At 63.1% G+C, this 14,975-nt stretch carries 17 protein-coding genes and 1 pseudogene; 8 read left to right on the top strand and 10 right to left on the bottom strand.

Features of this window, described 5'->3' with window-relative positions; all coding sequences use genetic code 11:
* Together HMPREF2760_RS02235 and HMPREF2760_RS02230 are read left to right on the top strand one after the other, a co-directional pair.
* The coding region (locus HMPREF2760_RS02235) for an IS110 family RNA-guided transposase (RefSeq protein WP_070596557.1) at window positions 1–1,119 on the top strand (1,119 nt) is incomplete at its 5' end.
* A 306-nt stretch (window positions 1,120–1,425) separates the two neighbouring features.
* A complete protein-coding gene (locus HMPREF2760_RS02230) occupies window positions 1,426–1,812 on the top strand; it encodes a hypothetical protein (protein ID WP_070596556.1) in 387 nt (128 codons plus the stop codon).
* Here HMPREF2760_RS02230 and HMPREF2760_RS02225 read toward each other — a convergent pair.
* The 6 genes from HMPREF2760_RS02225 to HMPREF2760_RS02195 form a co-directional block, all read right to left on the bottom strand.
* A complete protein-coding gene (locus HMPREF2760_RS02225; protein WP_232770707.1) occupies window positions 1,809–2,987 on the bottom strand; it encodes a hypothetical protein in 1,179 nt (392 codons plus the stop codon). The genes HMPREF2760_RS02230 and HMPREF2760_RS02225 overlap by 4 nt on opposite strands.
* Window positions 2,988–3,089: 102 nt before the next feature.
* Window positions 3,090–3,806, bottom strand: a complete 717-nt coding sequence (locus HMPREF2760_RS02215) for a DUF4232 domain-containing protein (RefSeq protein ID WP_070596553.1) — start codon at window positions 3,804–3,806, stop codon at window positions 3,090–3,092.
* A gap of 196 nt (window positions 3,807–4,002) precedes the next feature.
* On the bottom strand, window positions 4,003–4,785 hold the full coding sequence (locus HMPREF2760_RS02210) for an ABC transporter ATP-binding protein (protein WP_010189119.1): 783 nt from the start codon (window positions 4,783–4,785) through the stop codon (window positions 4,003–4,005).
* Window positions 4,785–5,696, bottom strand: coding sequence for an ABC transporter substrate-binding protein (locus tag HMPREF2760_RS02205; protein WP_070596552.1), 912 nt, complete (start codon window positions 5,694–5,696; stop codon window positions 4,785–4,787). Before HMPREF2760_RS02205 ends, HMPREF2760_RS02210 begins: the two co-directional genes overlap by 1 nt.
* Before the next feature lie 6 nt (window positions 5,697–5,702).
* Complete coding sequence (locus HMPREF2760_RS02200) at window positions 5,703–6,746, bottom strand: FecCD family ABC transporter permease (protein WP_010189115.1); 1,044 nt, start codon at window positions 6,744–6,746, stop codon at window positions 5,703–5,705.
* Window positions 6,746–7,849: a FecCD family ABC transporter permease gene (locus HMPREF2760_RS02195; protein ID WP_070596551.1), complete on the bottom strand. Its 1,104-nt coding sequence runs from the start codon at window positions 7,847–7,849 to the stop codon at window positions 6,746–6,748. The genes HMPREF2760_RS02200 and HMPREF2760_RS02195 overlap by 1 nt, the downstream gene beginning before the upstream one ends.
* A 126-nt stretch (window positions 7,850–7,975) precedes the next feature.
* Between HMPREF2760_RS02195 and HMPREF2760_RS13030 the strand changes: the two genes are divergently transcribed.
* Both HMPREF2760_RS13030 and HMPREF2760_RS13200 read left to right on the top strand, forming a co-directional pair.
* The gene (locus tag HMPREF2760_RS13030) at window positions 7,976–8,128 is read left to right on the top strand and encodes a hypothetical protein (RefSeq protein ID WP_227485943.1); all 153 of its coding nucleotides are present in this window, start codon (window positions 7,976–7,978) and stop codon (window positions 8,126–8,128) included.
* A gap of 39 nt (window positions 8,129–8,167) precedes the next feature.
* A pseudogene (locus HMPREF2760_RS13200) lies at window positions 8,168–8,404 on the top strand (ABC transporter substrate-binding protein); the annotation flags it as partial.
* Here the strand turns inward: HMPREF2760_RS13200 and HMPREF2760_RS12940 are convergent.
* Together HMPREF2760_RS12940 and HMPREF2760_RS02185 are read right to left on the bottom strand one after the other, a co-directional pair.
* Window positions 8,337–8,522, bottom strand: coding sequence for a hypothetical protein (locus HMPREF2760_RS12940; protein WP_185963211.1), 186 nt, complete (start codon window positions 8,520–8,522; stop codon window positions 8,337–8,339). The pseudogene HMPREF2760_RS13200 and the gene HMPREF2760_RS12940 sit on opposite strands and share 68 nt — an antisense overlap.
* A 25-nt stretch (window positions 8,523–8,547) precedes the next feature.
* A complete protein-coding gene (locus HMPREF2760_RS02185; protein WP_070596549.1) occupies window positions 8,548–8,976 on the bottom strand; it encodes an NUDIX domain-containing protein in 429 nt (142 codons plus the stop codon).
* A gap of 189 nt (window positions 8,977–9,165) precedes the next feature.
* Between HMPREF2760_RS02185 and HMPREF2760_RS02180 the strand changes: the two genes are divergently transcribed.
* Complete coding sequence (locus HMPREF2760_RS02180) at window positions 9,166–10,368, top strand: hypothetical protein (RefSeq protein ID WP_070596548.1); 1,203 nt, start codon at window positions 9,166–9,168, stop codon at window positions 10,366–10,368.
* A 176-nt stretch (window positions 10,369–10,544) separates the two neighbouring features.
* On the opposite strand, the gene hisN is transcribed toward HMPREF2760_RS02180, so the two are convergent.
* Both hisN and HMPREF2760_RS02170 read right to left on the bottom strand, forming a co-directional pair.
* Window positions 10,545–11,318, bottom strand: a complete 774-nt coding sequence (gene hisN, locus HMPREF2760_RS02175) for a histidinol-phosphatase (protein ID WP_070596547.1) — start codon at window positions 11,316–11,318, stop codon at window positions 10,545–10,547.
* Window positions 11,311–12,138 carry an inositol monophosphatase family protein gene (locus HMPREF2760_RS02170; RefSeq protein WP_070596546.1) on the bottom strand — a complete coding sequence of 276 codons (828 nt, stop codon included), beginning with the start codon at window positions 12,136–12,138 and terminating at the stop codon, window positions 11,311–11,313. The genes hisN and HMPREF2760_RS02170 overlap by 8 nt, the downstream gene beginning before the upstream one ends.
* Before the next feature lie 69 nt (window positions 12,139–12,207).
* On the opposite strand from HMPREF2760_RS02170, the gene prfB reads away from it, so the two are divergent.
* From prfB to ftsX, 3 genes are read left to right on the top strand one after another with little or no spacing between them, the layout of a single operon-like run.
* Window positions 12,208–13,314 carry a peptide chain release factor 2 gene (gene prfB, locus HMPREF2760_RS02165; RefSeq protein ID WP_070596545.1) on the top strand — a complete coding sequence of 369 codons (1,107 nt, stop codon included), beginning with the start codon at window positions 12,208–12,210 and terminating at the stop codon, window positions 13,312–13,314.
* A gap of 33 nt (window positions 13,315–13,347) precedes the next feature.
* A complete protein-coding gene (gene ftsE / locus HMPREF2760_RS02160; protein WP_070524676.1) occupies window positions 13,348–14,037 on the top strand; it encodes a cell division ATP-binding protein FtsE in 690 nt (229 codons plus the stop codon).
* Window positions 14,038–14,940, top strand: coding sequence for a permease-like cell division protein FtsX (gene ftsX, locus HMPREF2760_RS02155; protein ID WP_070596544.1), 903 nt, complete (start codon window positions 14,038–14,040; stop codon window positions 14,938–14,940). It abuts the gene before it with no gap.
* Window positions 14,941–14,975: the final 35 nt, after the last annotated feature.

Below are 14,975 nucleotides of genomic sequence, written 5' to 3'. Positions count from 1 at the left end.
AAGCGCATCAACCAAAACGAAAAATCCCTGCGCGCACTGTTTTCAGCGTTCAGCGCACACGACCACAAGGTCCTTGTCGTCGTGGACCAGCCCAATAACATTGGTCGACTAACTGTCGCGGTTGCTCAAGAACTCGGGATCGACGTGCGCTACCTTCCCGGTTTGGCTATGCGTCAACTCTCGCGCATCCACGCTGGCAATGCCAAAACTGATATCCGGGACGCCTATATCATCGCCCACGCTGCAAAGAACCTTCCGGAATCCCTCCGCAGCGTCGACCGCGTCGAAGAAGCCTTCCTCCAGTTGAAGGTCCTCAACGGTATCGACGAAGATTTAGCGCGCTCCTACACCAGGCTCATCAATCAGATTCGAAGTGCACTAGTAGGCTGCTACCCGCAATTCGAACAGGCCCTTCGCGGTCAGATAATTCACCGCAAGTGGGTTCTGCACCTACTTGCACGCTACGGCGGACCGACCAAGATAAAACGCCTCGGAAAGGCCAAGGCAACTGCCTTCGCTCGACGCTATAAGGCACGCAATCCTGAACCTGTCCTCGATGCCATTTTCGCTGCCATCTCTGAGCAAACAGTTGCCATTGCTGGTGCACACTATGCCGAAATGGGCGTAGCAATGTCGGCGAAGGACGCGCTTTTAAAGCTCGAGCACCGCACACAAATCGAGCAGGAAGTCATCGAGCTCATCAACGACATCCCCCACACTCAAATCCTGCTATCCATGCCAGGAATCGGACCAAAGACGGCAGCACAAATTCTCATGACCGCGGGCGACATGACCGACTTCCCGACAGCTGGGCACCTAGCCTCTTACGCTGGCTTATCACCTCGGACAAACCAGTCCGGGACCTCGATCATGTCGAACTCACTGAACCGAGCTGGCAATAAAAAATTAAAGAACGCCCTATGGCAATCATCTTTTGCATCCATCAGATTCCATGAGCGTTCCCGGCAATTCTATGAACGAAAGCGCCGTGAAGGCAAGAGACACAACGCCGCAGTAGTAGCACTAGCCCGCAGACGGCTCAACGTCCTCTACGCCATGATGCGCAACCACAAGCACTACCACGATCCCGCACCATCACAGGAAGACCTAGCAGCCTAGACACTAAGAGTAAAGATAGCCGACCGGGTAAAATCCCAGTCGGCTAGCAGCCATGCCCGAAAACAACACGACCAAACAACCCCGCAGAGAGAATCCGCCCCCAATTTCTCCACCCGCTAGGTTGACAACCTATATAGGAACACCCCCGAAATAATTAACTTAGCCTATCCTTTATCTAGTTAGGCTGCCCCATGCGGGGTAGACGCGGTAGACGTGATTGACGCGCGCTCGAGGATCGATCAACACCCCGTGCGTCCGATGGCCTTCACCGCACCCCAATGAGCTCCCTACACGTTAGGCTTTTATATGTTTCGAAACAATTCGCTGACCCGTCGCGCGGCAATGAAGACGGCCGCTGTCTTAGCAGCATCCACTCTCGTCCTTTCCGGTTGCTCCCGAGGCGAGGATTCCTCGGCGTCAAATATTGAGGGCAATGAGAACGAGCGCATCGCCGCAGTTGGCCTAGGAGACAGCGATACCTTGCTCGCGCTAGGTATCCAGCCTGTTTGGCAGCAACACGCACATCGGGAAAACGTTGTCATCAACTCGGGCGCGCGTTTCCAGGATCAAGGTGGCATCCACAAAGGGGAGCATGCGGTCGTGGCCGCGGGCACGGTGGTGACCAAGGACGTCGCGCTGCGCACTATTGCGGGCGGGGTGTCGGCCCGTTACTTGCGCGACATCGAGGGCTAATCCGCGCGGGCAGAGGACGTTGCCGCCGAGCGCATGGTACCCGCCTCCAGGTCATCCTCGTTGAAGAAGTCGAGGACGCCGTCCTCGAAGACGTAGGCGCCGTCGGGGAAGTAGAGGGTCAGAGTGCCGTCTTTGAGCTCCGCCTGGATGGGGTGACCCAAGGTGCCGGCCTCGTAAGTGCCGTCGCCGACCTTTTCAAATTTCTTGTCGGACAGGAAGTCTTTGGAGTCGTCTCTGAAGGTGGCGAGGTCGACTTCCGTTTCGCCATGGGTTTTGAGGAAGTAGTTGCTTGGTCCGTTCATGGCTTCCGCGGGGGAAAACTCACCGTCGAGGAAGTCGCATTCACTTTCGCTGATGGAGAAGCGGCAGCGGACGGGGCCGCTATTGGTGTCGAATTCGTAGAACTCGTCGAGGTCGGCCGGATCGACGGCGTCGTTCAGATGGGTGAGGTCGATTCCGATGTGGTGTTTGTCTTCTGCGTTGAGCTCGGTCTTGAGTGCTCCGAAGTCCATCGCGGTAAATGTCACGCTCACTGGCTTGCCTGCCTCATGTGCGGGAGTATCGCCCGTAGTGAAACTTACGGAGTGGCTGCCAATGGTGAAGTCGAAGCCGTCGCCGGAGAAGTACCCATTGCTGTCATTGAGCGGGTGGCCCCAGTTGAAAACGATGGAGAAGACCACTTGTTCGCCCTCGTAGTTGCCGGAGGCAATGATGTAGCTCAGGGGCTCGCACGCATCGAAAGAATCTTGGGTGACTTTGAAGTCTTTGAGAGGTGCTCCGCGTTCAGGCTCCTCCGTCAACAGGAAATGAACGATGGCCGTTGGTGCTTCGCCTTTGTCAACGAATTCGCCGACTCCGGAGTCGGCGACTCCGGCGTTCGGGTCGCAGCTTTCTTCGGCCAAGGATACGGGCCAGTTGCGTGTCGATGCCGCCCTGCTCGACGTAGCTGGGCTGGTGCTGCTGCGAGTCGCGCGTGAGGAAGTGCTCGAGGTCGCTGGTGGGTTGGAGGCAGACTCGGTCGCCGCGCTCAAGTCAGGTGCCACTGCGGATTCCGACGGGGCTGCCTCGCGCCGAGTGTCGGGGAGGGAGCAGGACGCAACGAGCGCGGCTGCTGATGCCGCCGCTACTGCGGCACGCGCGGTGCGTTGGGGCAGGAGGACAGGGAGAGTGGTCATGGTGTATGTCCTTCGTCCGAGGGGCGAACTCGTGGCCGAGACTAACGAAGCGCGAAGCCGAGTCCTATCACCGGCTGGAAATTGTTAGGAGATCGAAATGATTTACGGGGAGAGCTGAGTGATGGGCTGGACAGACAAGATGTCGACCTCGCCCGCGCAGGCCTGCAGGCCCGGCACTGCGACATAGAGGCTGTCGGTGTTTTCGGGCGGATAGATCCGCAGGCCATCGGCGTCCTGCGGTTGGCAGGCCGCCGCGTCGAGCAATCCCACGTTGGTGATCTTGAGCCCCGTGCGGGCCTGGGCCCCTGGCGCCAGCGTCACGGTGGCAGCTTCGGTGCCGGTCTCACGCAGCGCGGCGGGGCCTAGTTGAGTGCCGTCGTTGCTGGTGACGGCGGAGACGCCGGGGAAGCCCGTGAGGGTGCACTCCTCGTCAGAGGTATTGGTCAGCACGATGTCGACGAGTCGGGAGCCAGCGGCTCCCTGTTCGTTGGTGATCTCGGTGGAGAGCTGGGAGGTGGCGCAGGCGCCCTCGGGCAAGGGCGGGATAGTGGAGGATGCTGGGGCTGGTGCGGTGCCGGACGCGCCGGGAGCGGCCCCGGAAGCAACGTCGTCGGCCGTGGCGGTATCGGCGGCGTCAGCACCGCCAGTACCGCCAGCACCGACAGTGCCGTCGGCGGCATCGTCACCCGCAGGGGCGTCGGCCGAGTGAACGACGGTGGTCGTGACTGCCGACGGTGCCGCAGAGTCCTCCTCGCTGGCGGAACACGCGGCGAGTGGCAGCAGCAGGCTGAGGGACAGGAGTGCGCGCAGATTCTTCATACCCACAGGGTAGTTTCACAGCACGACGGGGACTAGAGATTACTGGTCACGAGTCTGTTAAGTCTTTGCTAGCAATGAGCAACGATTCGCAGAATGTGTCACACAGTGTGCAGTAGCCGTCCTGTGACTGAAAGCGTGAACATGATGAACTCCCGCTGCCTTTCCCATGATCGAAAAACGCAGGGAACGACGGGGCTTATGGGCGCTCCGGCACGATGAGCGGCCCGCCGGTGACGGGGTCCTCGATGACGCGGGAGTCCAGTCCGAAGACGTCGCGCAGGGCCTGCGGCGTGATGGTGGACTCGGGCGAGCCCAGGGCCGTGACGGAGCCGTCCTTCATGAGGACGAGGTTGTCCGAGTAGCGGGCGGCTAGGTTGAGATCGTGGAGCACCATGACGATGGTCTTGCCCTGTTCCTTATTGAGCGTGGAGACGAGCTCGAGGACGTCGATGGAGTGCGCCAGGTCCAGGTAGGTGGTGGGCTCGTCGAGGAAGACGATGTCGGTGTCCTGAGCCAGGACCATGGCTATCCACACGCGCTGGCGCTGGCCGCCGGACAGGGAGTCCACGGGGCGGTCGCGCAGCTGAAAGACGTTGGTGAGCGCCATGGCCTCGTCCACGGCGGCGGAGTGGGAGGCGGACCACTGCTGCAGCCAGGACTGGTGCGGGTGCCTGCCGCGGGCCACGAGGTCTGCGACGGTGACGCCGGCAGGGGTGATGGGGGACTGGGGGAGCATCGACAAGCGCGTGGCTAGCTCCCGGGAGGAGTAGTCACCCAGCTTCTTCCCGTCGAGGGTGACGGAGCCCGCCGACAGTGGGAGCAAGTGGGACAGGCCGCGCAGGAGGGTCGACTTGCCGCAGCCGTTGGCGCCGATGAGCGTGGTGACCTGGCCGTCGGGGATGTCGAGTGTGACGTCGCGGCTGATGACGGTATCGCCATAACCGACGGAGACGGAGTGCGCGGAAAGTCGAGCGTTCATTACCTGATGTTGTCCTTCAGACCCTGGAGGATGATGGTGGCCGAGAGCAGGGACGCGTTCATGTACCAGGACTCGTAGTCCACGGACACGGCCTGGTTGGCCTGCACTGCCTTGAGAGAGTGCCATGTGGCGGCCTGCGAGGGGTCGGCGGCGCCGGCGTTGACGCCGTAGAAGATCCAGTCGGCGTCGGCCTCGGAGAGCTGCTCGGCGGAGATGTCCTGGCCAGCCTTCTCAATCTGCTTTTGGTTGGCGGGGCGGGGCAGGCCGGCATCGGCGGCCACGGAGCCCGCCATGGAGTTGACCCCGTAGAGCTGGAACTGGTCTTCCTTGGAACGCAGGAAGGAGACGGTGGGCTTGGAGGATAGGCCCTCGCCCCAGGCTTTGGCGTTGGACTCGTACTCGGCCAGGAGGGTCTCGGCGGAGTCCTTCTTGCCCACGGCCTCGGCGATGGTGAGGAGGTCCTGCTTCCAGTTCTCGCCGCCGCCCTTACCGGTGACGACGGGCGCGATGGCCTTGAGCTGCTCCAGGATGGCCTCGTCCGTACGCGAGTTAGCGCAGATGAGGGTGGGCTTCAGGGAGGCGATGGTCTCCAGATCCGGGTTGGCGCGTAGGCCGCAGTCCGCGATGGAGTCCAGATCGAAGTCGGAGCCGAAGCGGTTGCGGATGTAGTCCGGGACGACGCCCAGGTTCTTGGCCTTGGCCGCGCCCACCGGGAGAATGCGCAGCATGAGGAGGTTGTCCAGCTGGCCGGTGTTGAGCGCGATCACGCGCTGGTGCTGCTCGGCGGCGCTGGACGATGCCGCGGAGGCGGCCGCCTGCTCGCTCGGCGCAGTCTCCTGTTTGGAGCAGGCCGCAGCGAAGGCGGCGACGCCGAGGCCAGCGGTGATCTTGAGGAAGTTACGTCGTTGCATGGTCGTCTACTTTCGTGTTCGAGTTTGCTGCCAGAGCAGCCAGATGAGGAAAGGTCCGCCGATGACCGAGGTGATGATGCCCACCGGGATCTCCCAGCCGAAGGCACAGCGGGCGATGAGGTCGGACACGCACACGATGATTGCGCCCATGGCCGCCGATGTCCCCAGGGGCGGCGCCCCGACCCGCGCCAGGCGCGCGGAGATCTGCGGGGCGACGAAGGCCACGAAGCCCACCGGGCCCACGGCGGAGACGGTCACCGCGGCCAGTAGAACTGAGACGATGAGCAGTGCCGCGTTGATCTTCTTCAAGGGGGCGCCGAGGGCTTGGGCGGAATCCTCGCCGAGCTCCAGCGCGGGCAGATCGATGGCGATGCGGGCTAGCACTAGGCCACACACCACGAGCATGCCCAGGGTGGGCCATAGGTGCTCGAAGGTGCAGCCGTTGAGCGAGCCGACCATCCACACCTTGGCCGCGGCCGCGGTGTTGAGATCTGTGGCGGCCAACATGTACGTGACCAGGGCGTGGAGGAAGGCGTTGCCGCCGATGCCCACGAGGACGAGGCGGAACATATCCACCCTGCCGCGCCGGGACAGCATCCAGATGGCCGCGCCGGTGGCGAGACCGCCGGCCATGGCGGCGAGCGGGATGCCGACGTAGGCGCCGAACGCCCCGCCGGCCCCGGCAGATCCTCCGAAGACCATGATGGCCACGGCCGCCACGGTGGCGCCCTGGTTGATGCCCAGGATGTCCGGGCTGGCCAGGCCGTTGCGGGCGATGCGCTGCGTGATGGCGCCGGAGAGCCCCAGCGCGGCGCCGACGGCTAGACCCACGAGCGAGCGGGCCAGGCGCCAGTCGATGACGACGGTGCGCTCGAGTTTGTTTCCGCCGCCCGCCAGAACGCCGATGACCTCGGCGGGGTTAAGGGGGAATTCGCCGATGCCGAGGCTGATGACCCACACGAGCGCGCTCGCGACCACGATGGCCGCGGTCCAGGCTTGCGTGCGCGGGTGGTAGAGGAAGCTGAACTTTCCGAGGCTGAGGTACTTCATTACAGGCTCACCACCGTTCGGTGCCGGACGAGCCAGATAAACGCCGGCCCGCCGAGCAGCGCGATGACGATGCCCGCCTGGAGCTCGCCGGGGCGCATGATGAGGCGGCCCACGATGTCGGCGCCGAGCAACAGGCAGGCGCCCGCCAGCGCGGAGTAGGGGGTCACCCACTTGTAGTCCGGGCCGGTGATGCCGCGGGCGACGTGGGGCACCACGAGACCGATGAAGCCGATGGGGCCCGCGGCTGCCGTGGCCGCGCCGGCCAGCAGGGTGATGGCCACGAAGCCCAGGATATTGGCGCGGGCAACGTTGGTGCCCAGCGCCTGCGCGGCCTCCGCGCCCAGATTGAGGATGTTGAGCGTCGGGCCCAGCGCCAGCGCTAGTACCGCGCCGATGGCGAGCGGCACGAGCGCAGGGGTGATGATGTCGAAGCCGCGTCCGGTGACGGACCCCGCTTGCCAGAAGCGGAGGGTGTCGAGCGCGTTGGGATCGATGTAGACGATGGCCGACGTGGCCGCCGCGAGGACGGCGGACAGGGCGGAACCCGCGAGGACGAGGCCCAGGGTGTCGCCGCGACCGATGCCGCCGGCGGAGAGCCCGAAGACGAGCAGCGCCGCCAGGCCCGCGCCGAGGAAGGCGAGGAAAAGGTGCGACTGCATGGACGTCAGTCCGAAGAGGAAGATGCCCGCCGAGACGAAGAGTGCGGCGCCCGCATTGATGCCGAGTAGTCCAGGGTCCGCGAGCGGGTTGCGGGTCAGGCCTTGAACGAGTGTGCCGGCTAGTCCGAGCGCAGCTCCGACGACGATGGCGAGCACGGTGCGCGGGATGCGCATGGTGGCAAGGATTCCGGCGATCTCGGCGACGCTGCTGCCCACGGTGCCGGCGGCCTGGGCGGTGTCGGTGTGCCCGCGCAGGATCTCCCAGGCGGTGGGCCAGGCCTGGGTGAGCTCTGAGATGGAGGTCGCCTTGGCGCCCAGTGCCAGGCTGGCGAAGACGAGGGCGACGAGTGTGGCCACGAGGAGGGCTAGGCCGAGGAGTCGTCTGCTGTGGCCCGCGGCGCGCGGGGTGCCCGCGGCCGGTGTCGGCAGAGTCGTCGATGTCATGTAGGTAAGGATAACCTTATTTCGACGATGTACGTGAATTGTCTCTCCTTGCTGGAGGTTCGTCGGCTTGAGATAGGTTCACCTAATGTTGGTTAGGCTATCTTTTCTCAATTCGACAGGCCTTTTATGCCTCTGCGGACTTCCCGCACTCGTCGCTCGGCCGCGGTATTCCTGTCGCTCGCCCTTGTCGGCTGGGGTGCGGCCGCATGCTCGTCGGACCCCGATTCCGGTGCGGCCGACAACTCGGTGGCGGCATCGTCGGCATCGTTGGCGCAGTAGGCATCGGCTGACGGCGACGCCGCGGCCTATCCGGTCACAGTGGCCACCAAGTTCGGTGACGTCACCGTCGAGGAGGCCCTGCGGCGCATCGTGGCCCTGGGCTGGGGCGACGCCGAGGTGGCGCTCTCGCTCGGCGTGCAGCCGGACCTTATCCTCATCCTCGACGTTCGTTCCTCGGGCGATCAAGAGCGCTACGACACACTGTCGGCTATCGCGCCGGTCGTGGGCATCCCGGAGGGCGCAGACAACTGGCTGACGGATCGTTCCACCCAGCTTGAGTGGTGGGGGAGACGTCGGAAAGCGTGGCGTCGGTGCTGTCATCGGTGGCGCAGCCGGCCAGCGCAAGGGCAAGAGAACCGGCGGCGAGAACGGGGAGTAGTCGCTGCGTAGTCATGGGGTGGAGTCTAAAACTTGGGAGGCTAGAGTTCCTGCAAGGCGGGGAATACCCTCTCCTTGAGTAACGGGGCGATATCGACATCCGGGGCGGCCGGATCGACCCACGCCAGCTCAGAGATCTCCTTATCCGGGTGTGCCACGGAGATTTCTTCTTCGTAGACATAGACGTGGGCGTGGACGGTCTGTGGGGCGTCGTTGGTGGCCGGGGAGATGTAGGTGGCAAGCCGGCGCAGTTTGGACATATCGACCACGGCACGTATGGCCTCGTGAGCGATGAGCTGGGCTGCGTGGGCGGGATTGATCGTGTCATCGATGGAGCCATACGGCAGGACAAACTCCGGGGTGGAGGTGATGCGGAGGACGAGCACGCGGCCGTGGGTATCACGCAGAACAACGGCGACAATTTCCTCAATGTCTGCAGAGGGTGAAGGAGAATTGGAGGTCTCAGACATGCCTCCATAGTAGGTCTGCGCGGGGTGCGGAGAGCGGTGAAGAAAGAGAGGGGGCACCCGAAAGCTGTCAGTAATGTAACGGGTTGGACACAGTCACACACGTTAGAAAACGGCCGTCCAAGGCACGTGCCATCATAGGGGAAGGCTTATAGACCATTACGAGAAGAAGTGAAAGAGGAATTGCTCAATATGCGAAAAATTCCGCACCTTAAGAAAGTCCTCGTGGGCTCGGCTTTCGCAGGTGCGTTCTTCCTGGGTAACCCAGCGGCGGATGCCCAGGAACTTCCCACAATCCCGGAGATTGATTCGGCAGGTTTTGTTGATCAGGTACGCGAGGATCTGCAGTCCGTGGGCATTGAGACCATGCCCGTGGACAAGGGGCTGACAGACTCCGTCGATTCAACAGTCAACGGCGCCGCCGCAGCGGTGTCGAATGATGCGTCCCAGGCAGTTGCTGGGGCCGCGAATTCTCCTGCGGCGCAGCGCCTTGCGGGGCAAGCGAACCTGGATACCCAGTTACCGGTTCCGGCAGCACCGCAGGACTACGCTGGTGCTGACGCCAAAACGGGTGAACCGCTGACGAATCCTGCCCCCATCGGATTGCTGGAGGAGGCCACGCAGCCGGAATTCGTGCCACAGGGCACTGATCCGAACTATGCGTGGAAGAATGACCTGTTTTCCAAGATCGCTGCCGGTAAACCGCAGGCGGACTATGTCCTGCACCGAGTGCCTGGTTCCTACTATGACGCGCCCCAGATTCCGGAGGAATCTAATGTAGCGATGACCGAAGGCAAGTCCCTGTATGGCCCGGGTACCCCGCTCTACATTCATGAGGACACCATGTGCACGCTGACGGCAGCCGGCACCGATGCGGAAGGCCGCAAGGTCGGTATTACCGCTGGTCACTGCGGAAATGTCGGCGATCCGGTCTCTTCGGCAGACTCCTGGCAGGTTGGCCCGACCGGCACCGTGGTGTCAAAGAATGAGCAGCTGGATTATTCGCTCATCGAGTTCGGCTCCAAGGCCGAGGTGTCCCGTAGCTACAACGGCGTGACCGCTAATGGGGTTGGTGGCACCACCCAACCGGGCGATATCACCTGCAAGAACGGCGTGGCCACCGGCCGTACCTGTGGCATGACCTTCCAGCACACCGAGCGCGTCACCGTCAACCAGGTGTGCGCCATGGTTGGAGACTCCGGCGCTCCGGTCTTCCGCAACGGCCGCATCGTCGGCTCGGTATCCCGCGGCCTGATTCCGGGGCTGCCGTCGTGCCACACCCCGTGGCAGGGCGCGCTGCACAACCCCACGGTTGTGTCTAACACCGATGCCATCATCGCGGATCTGAACCGCCGCGAGGGCGTAGGTTCCGGTTTCGCGCTTCCGGAGAACTAACCACCACTGCGAAACCGGTCACGGAGCCGTGGGCGCGTGGCCGGGAGAGTACGTTTCTAACAAATAGTGCCCCAGATCTTTAAAGATCTGGGGCACTATTTGATCGAAGCGTCACCGGGCGCGACGCTGGGGAATGACGCTGGCGTGCGGCGCCGCGCTGCGGTGCCGCAGGGGAGTTAGGAGAGGGCGGAGAGGGCGACGCCATGAAGCTTGCCGTTGGAGGCAAGCGCTGAGCCGCCGTGGGGCCCATCTTCACCGCGAACGTTGGTGAAGCGGCCACCGGCCTCGGTGACGAGGAGCGCCGGGGCGGCCAAGTCCCACAAGGAGACCTCGGGCTCGGCAGCGATGTCGACGGCGCCCTCGGCCACGAGGCAGTAATTCCAGAAGTCGCCGTAGCCGCGCAGACGCCATACCTTGTCCGTCAAGGACACGAAAGCATCGCGGCTTGAGCCCCAACCGGACAAGGAACTCATAGCAAGGGAGGCATCCGCCAAGTCGGAGACCTCGGAGACGCGCAGGCGCTTGGGCTCCCCGCCGAAGACGCGGTAGGCGCCGCCCCCCTTGGCCGCATACCAACGGCGGCGCAGGGCCGGGGCGGAAATGACGGAAACCACCGGCTCGCCGTCCTCCAGTAGTGAGATCAGCGTGGCCCAGACGGGGACGCCGCGCACGAAATTCTTCGTGCCGTCGATGGGATCGATGACCCACTGGCGGCCCTCGAAGCAAGCCTCGCCGCCGAATTCTTCACCCAGAACTTCATCGCGCGGGCGCGAGCGTTTCAGCGCCTCGCGGATGGCCTTTTCGCAGGCCAGGTCGGCATCAGAGACCGGGGTCATGTCCGGCTTGTCTTTGACGGAAAGGTCCGCTGCCTCAAAGCGGTGCATCGTAATGGCGTCCGCATGGCCCGCCATCTCCAATGCCAAGCCGAGGTCCTCTTTGTACTTACCCACGGAGCCATTCCTCCATCTGATCAATTACTTGTTTATTGCCCGCGATACACCATTCCACACCGCCGGCTTCAACCTTGCGCGCCGCGCCGCCTGCTGCGAGCACCAGCGCTTGGCCCGGATACCAATCCCAATCCTTCACGGAATGCTGCATCCATGCTCCCCACGTACCATCCGCCACGCAGGAGAGGTCCACGGACCCTGCGCCTAGCATGCGCACGGTGGCAAAGTGCGGGGCCACCTTTTCCCAAGCGGAGGCGATTGTGGGATCCGTGATGGAGGTGGGGTGCAGGTACGTCGACAAGCACAGCTTGTCGGCGGGGGTGTCGGTGAGTTTGGCGACGTCCTTGCCGTCCAGGCTGGTGGGGAAGTCACGGCCACCAAACCACGTGTAGCCCATGGCAGGGCGGTGGACGGCGCCGAGGATGACCCCTTCAGCGTCGACAAGCGCGAGCGCAGAGCACCAGTAATCGGCGCCCGAGGCGAAGTTGTAGGTGCCATCGACGGGATCGATGACCCAGGTCCGGCCGGAGGCCGAGTCGCGGTTGGCGCCCTCCTCGCCCACGATGCCGTCCTCGCCGCGCAGGGCTTCGAGCACGCCGGCGACGAAACGCTCGGCGGCGAAGTCCGCGTCGGTGACGACATCGGAGACGGAGGTCTTTTGCTCTACGTCGACACCCTGCTCGCGCAGGCGCCAGGCCAGGCGGCCTGCGTTATAGACAAGCGCCTGGGCTAGGTGGGCATCGGTATCGTCCGCGTGGGCGACGATGAAGGTCTTGATGATGGCATCGATCATCTCGGTGAGGCTTGGCTGGTCACTCATGCCGCCTATTGTCGCGCTAAACGCGGCCGATGGCTAATCAGGGAGAAAGAATAAGTAAAGTAGGGGGCTATGCGTCCGGAACAAACAGCTCGTCTTGAGGAACTCAGCGCCACTTTGACCTCCATTGAAAAGGTGATGGACCCGGAGGCGGTGTCCGAGCGTGTGCGCGAACTCGAGGCTCAGGCGGGGGATCCGTCGCTGTGGGACGACCCAGACCATGCGCAGAAGGTGACCTCGGAGCTCTCGGCGCAGCAGGCAAAACTGCGCAAGCTGAATTCCCTGCGGGGGCGGATCGAGGACCTTCCGGTCATGTCCGAGCTGGCGGAGGAGGAGGGCGATGAAGCCTCCAAGGAACTCGTGGACACAGAGCTGAAAGAGCTTGGCGCGGCCATCGAGGCGCTTGAGGTAACCACGATGCTCTCCGGCGAGTATGACGAGCGCGAGGCCGTCATCAACATCCGCTCCGGCGCGGGTGGCGTGGATGCGGCGGACTGGGCGGAGATGCTCATGCGCATGTACACGCGCTGGGCGGAAAAGCACGGACACAAGGTCGATGTCTATGACATTTCCTATGCCGAAGAGGCCGGCATCAAGTCCGCCACCTTCGTGGTGCACGGCGAATACATGTATGGCCAGCTCTCCGTGGAACAGGGCGCGCACCGCCTCGTGCGCATCTCGCCCTTTGATAACCAAGGTCGCCGCCAAACCTCCTTCGCGGAGGTCGAGGTGCTGCCGGTGGTAGAGCAGACCGACTCCATCGAGGTGCCGGACTCGGAGGTGCGCGTGGATGTCTACCGCTCTTCGGGTCCTGGTGGTCAGTCCGTGAATACGACGGACTCGGCGGTGCGCCTGACACACATCCCGACGGGCATCGTGGTGACCTGTCAGAACGAGAAGTCCCAGATCCAGAACAAGGCTTCTGCCATGCGCGTGCTGCAAGCGAAGTTGTTGGAGCGCAAGCGCCAGGAAGAGCGAGCGGAGCTTGATGCGCTGGGCGCCGGTGGCAATGCATCCTGGGGCAACCAGATGCGCTCTTATGTGCTGCATCCGTACCAGATGGTCAAGGATCTGCGGACGAATTACGAGGTAGGGGATCCCTCCAAGGTCTTGGACGGGGATATCGATGGCTTCCTGGAATCCGGAATCCGGTGGCGCATGGTGCAGCAGGAGGCCTAGGCCCGAGTGGCAAATGTTGCTAATGTGGCTTAAGTGATCACTTTCGAGAATGTGTCCAAGGTCTATCCGACCTCCACTAGGCCCGCGCTGGACAACGTGTCCTTTGAGATTGAGGACGGCGAATTCGTCTTCCTCATCGGCCCGTCCGGCTCCGGCAAGTCGACCTTCCTCCAGCTCATGGTGCGCGAAACCAATGTGAGCTCGGGAGACATCTACTTCGGGGACTTCCACGTCAACACGTTGAAAGGCCGCGAGGTCAATAGCCTGCGCCAATCCATCGGTTACGTCTTCCAGGATTTCCGGCTTCTGCCCAAGCTCAACGTCTACGACAACGTCGCCTTTGCCCTCGAGGTCATTGGCAAACGCAAGGCGCGGATTGCCAAGCAAGTGCCCGAGGTCCTCGACATGGTCGGCCTAGGCGCCAAGCAGCACCGCATGCCGCACGAGCTTTCCGGTGGCGAGCAGCAGCGCGTGGCTATCGCGAGGGCCTTTGTCAACCGCCCCAAGCTGCTGCTTGCCGACGAACCCACGGGCAACCTCGATCCCTCCACTGCCGCGGAGATCATGGCCTTGCTCACCAAGATCAATCGCCACGGAACCACCGTGGTGATGTCGACGCACAACGCGCGCGCGGTCAACGAGGCCCGCCAGCGCGTCATCGAGCTGCACAACGGCACGCTCGTGCGTGACGAGAAGAACGCAATGTACGGGGAGGCGGTCTAGGTGAATCTAGGCTTTGTTTTCAGGGAAGCCTTTAAGGGGCTCGGGCGCAACATCACCATGACTATCGCCATGGTGATTACCACCGCCATTTCGGTGGCGTTGGTGGTGGCCGGCGTCTTGGTCACCCAGATGACCAATGACACTAAGGACATCTACCTCGAGCGTGTCGAGGTCATGGTCCAGCTCAATGAGGAGATTTCAGCCAACGATCCGGAGTGCAAGGATGCCGCATGTGCCGGGCTGAAGAAGAAACTGGAAGCGGATGAGGACATTGAGTCCGTGAGCTACCGCAACCGCGAGGATTCCTATCAGCGCTTCGTGGAGCTGTTCAAGGACACCGATCCGGTCATGGTTGAGGAAACCTCCCCGGATGCACTGCCGGCTGCCTTCCACGTGCGGTTGAAGGATCCGACGGATACCGCGCCTATCGACGCCATCGCTTCCGACCCCGCTGTCAGCGACATCGTCGACCAGCAGGAGGAGGTTCGCAGCGCCGCTGGCAACTTGGACGCCATCCGGAATGCCACCTTCATCCTTGCCGCGGTCATGGCGCTTGCAGCCATCATGCTGATTGCGAACATGGTGCAGATCGCCGCCTACCAGCGCCAGCGGGAGACCGCGATTATGCGTATCGTCGGTGCCTCGCGGTGGGTTACTCACGCGCCCTTCATCATGGAAGCAGTCCTCGGTGCTGTCGGCGGCGTTGTCCTCGCCGGTATTGGCGTCATCCTGGGCAAGAACACCGTGCTCGATCCCGCCCTCAACGACCTGTACCACAACCAGCTTCTAGCCCCGGTGACCTCTGGGGACGTCTGGACGGCGCTGCCCATCGTCGGGCTTGTGGCAATTGTGTGTGCTGCGCTGACCGCACAGGTAACGATGCGCGCCTACGTGCGGACCTAGAGCTGCAGGGGCGATGTGGATTTTGCCTGGCAGTA

Origin of the sequence: Corynebacterium sp. HMSC065D07 (assembly GCF_001810695.1) — a bacterium.
GTDB lineage: Bacteria > Actinomycetota > Actinomycetes > Mycobacteriales > Mycobacteriaceae > Corynebacterium > Corynebacterium hesseae.
Note: the sequence above shows the minus strand (reverse complement) of the source record. Positions and strands in the feature narration are given on the sequence as shown.

Excerpts from the sequence above, each read along its gene's own strand:
- HMPREF2760_RS02230 (WP_070596556.1), top strand. The coding sequence starts at position 1,426 with ATGTTTCGAAACAATTCGCTGACCCGTCGCGCGGCAATGAAGACGGCC.
- HMPREF2760_RS02225 (WP_232770707.1), bottom strand. The coding sequence starts at position 2,987 with ATGACCACTCTCCCTGTCCTCCTGCCCCAACGCACCGCGCGTGCCGCA.
- HMPREF2760_RS02215 (WP_070596553.1), bottom strand. The coding sequence starts at position 3,806 with ATGAAGAATCTGCGCGCACTCCTGTCCCTCAGCCTGCTGCTGCCACTC.
- HMPREF2760_RS02210 (WP_010189119.1), bottom strand. The coding sequence starts at position 4,785 with ATGAACGCTCGACTTTCCGCGCACTCCGTCTCCGTCGGTTATGGCGAT.
- HMPREF2760_RS02205 (WP_070596552.1), bottom strand. The coding sequence starts at position 5,696 with ATGCAACGACGTAACTTCCTCAAGATCACCGCTGGCCTCGGCGTCGCC.
- HMPREF2760_RS02200 (WP_010189115.1), bottom strand. The coding sequence starts at position 6,746 with ATGAAGTACCTCAGCCTCGGAAAGTTCAGCTTCCTCTACCACCCGCGC.
- HMPREF2760_RS02195 (WP_070596551.1), bottom strand. The coding sequence starts at position 7,849 with ATGACATCGACGACTCTGCCGACACCGGCCGCGGGCACCCCGCGCGCC.
- HMPREF2760_RS13030 (WP_227485943.1), top strand. The coding sequence starts at position 7,976 with ATGCCTCTGCGGACTTCCCGCACTCGTCGCTCGGCCGCGGTATTCCTG.
- HMPREF2760_RS12940 (WP_185963211.1), bottom strand. The coding sequence starts at position 8,522 with ATGACTACGCAGCGACTACTCCCCGTTCTCGCCGCCGGTTCTCTTGCC.
- HMPREF2760_RS02185 (WP_070596549.1), bottom strand. The coding sequence starts at position 8,976 with ATGTCTGAGACCTCCAATTCTCCTTCACCCTCTGCAGACATTGAGGAA.
- HMPREF2760_RS02180 (WP_070596548.1), top strand. The coding sequence starts at position 9,166 with ATGCGAAAAATTCCGCACCTTAAGAAAGTCCTCGTGGGCTCGGCTTTC.
- HMPREF2760_RS02170 (WP_070596546.1), bottom strand. The coding sequence starts at position 12,138 with ATGAGTGACCAGCCAAGCCTCACCGAGATGATCGATGCCATCATCAAG.
- prfB (WP_070596545.1), top strand. The coding sequence starts at position 12,208 with ATGCGTCCGGAACAAACAGCTCGTCTTGAGGAACTCAGCGCCACTTTG.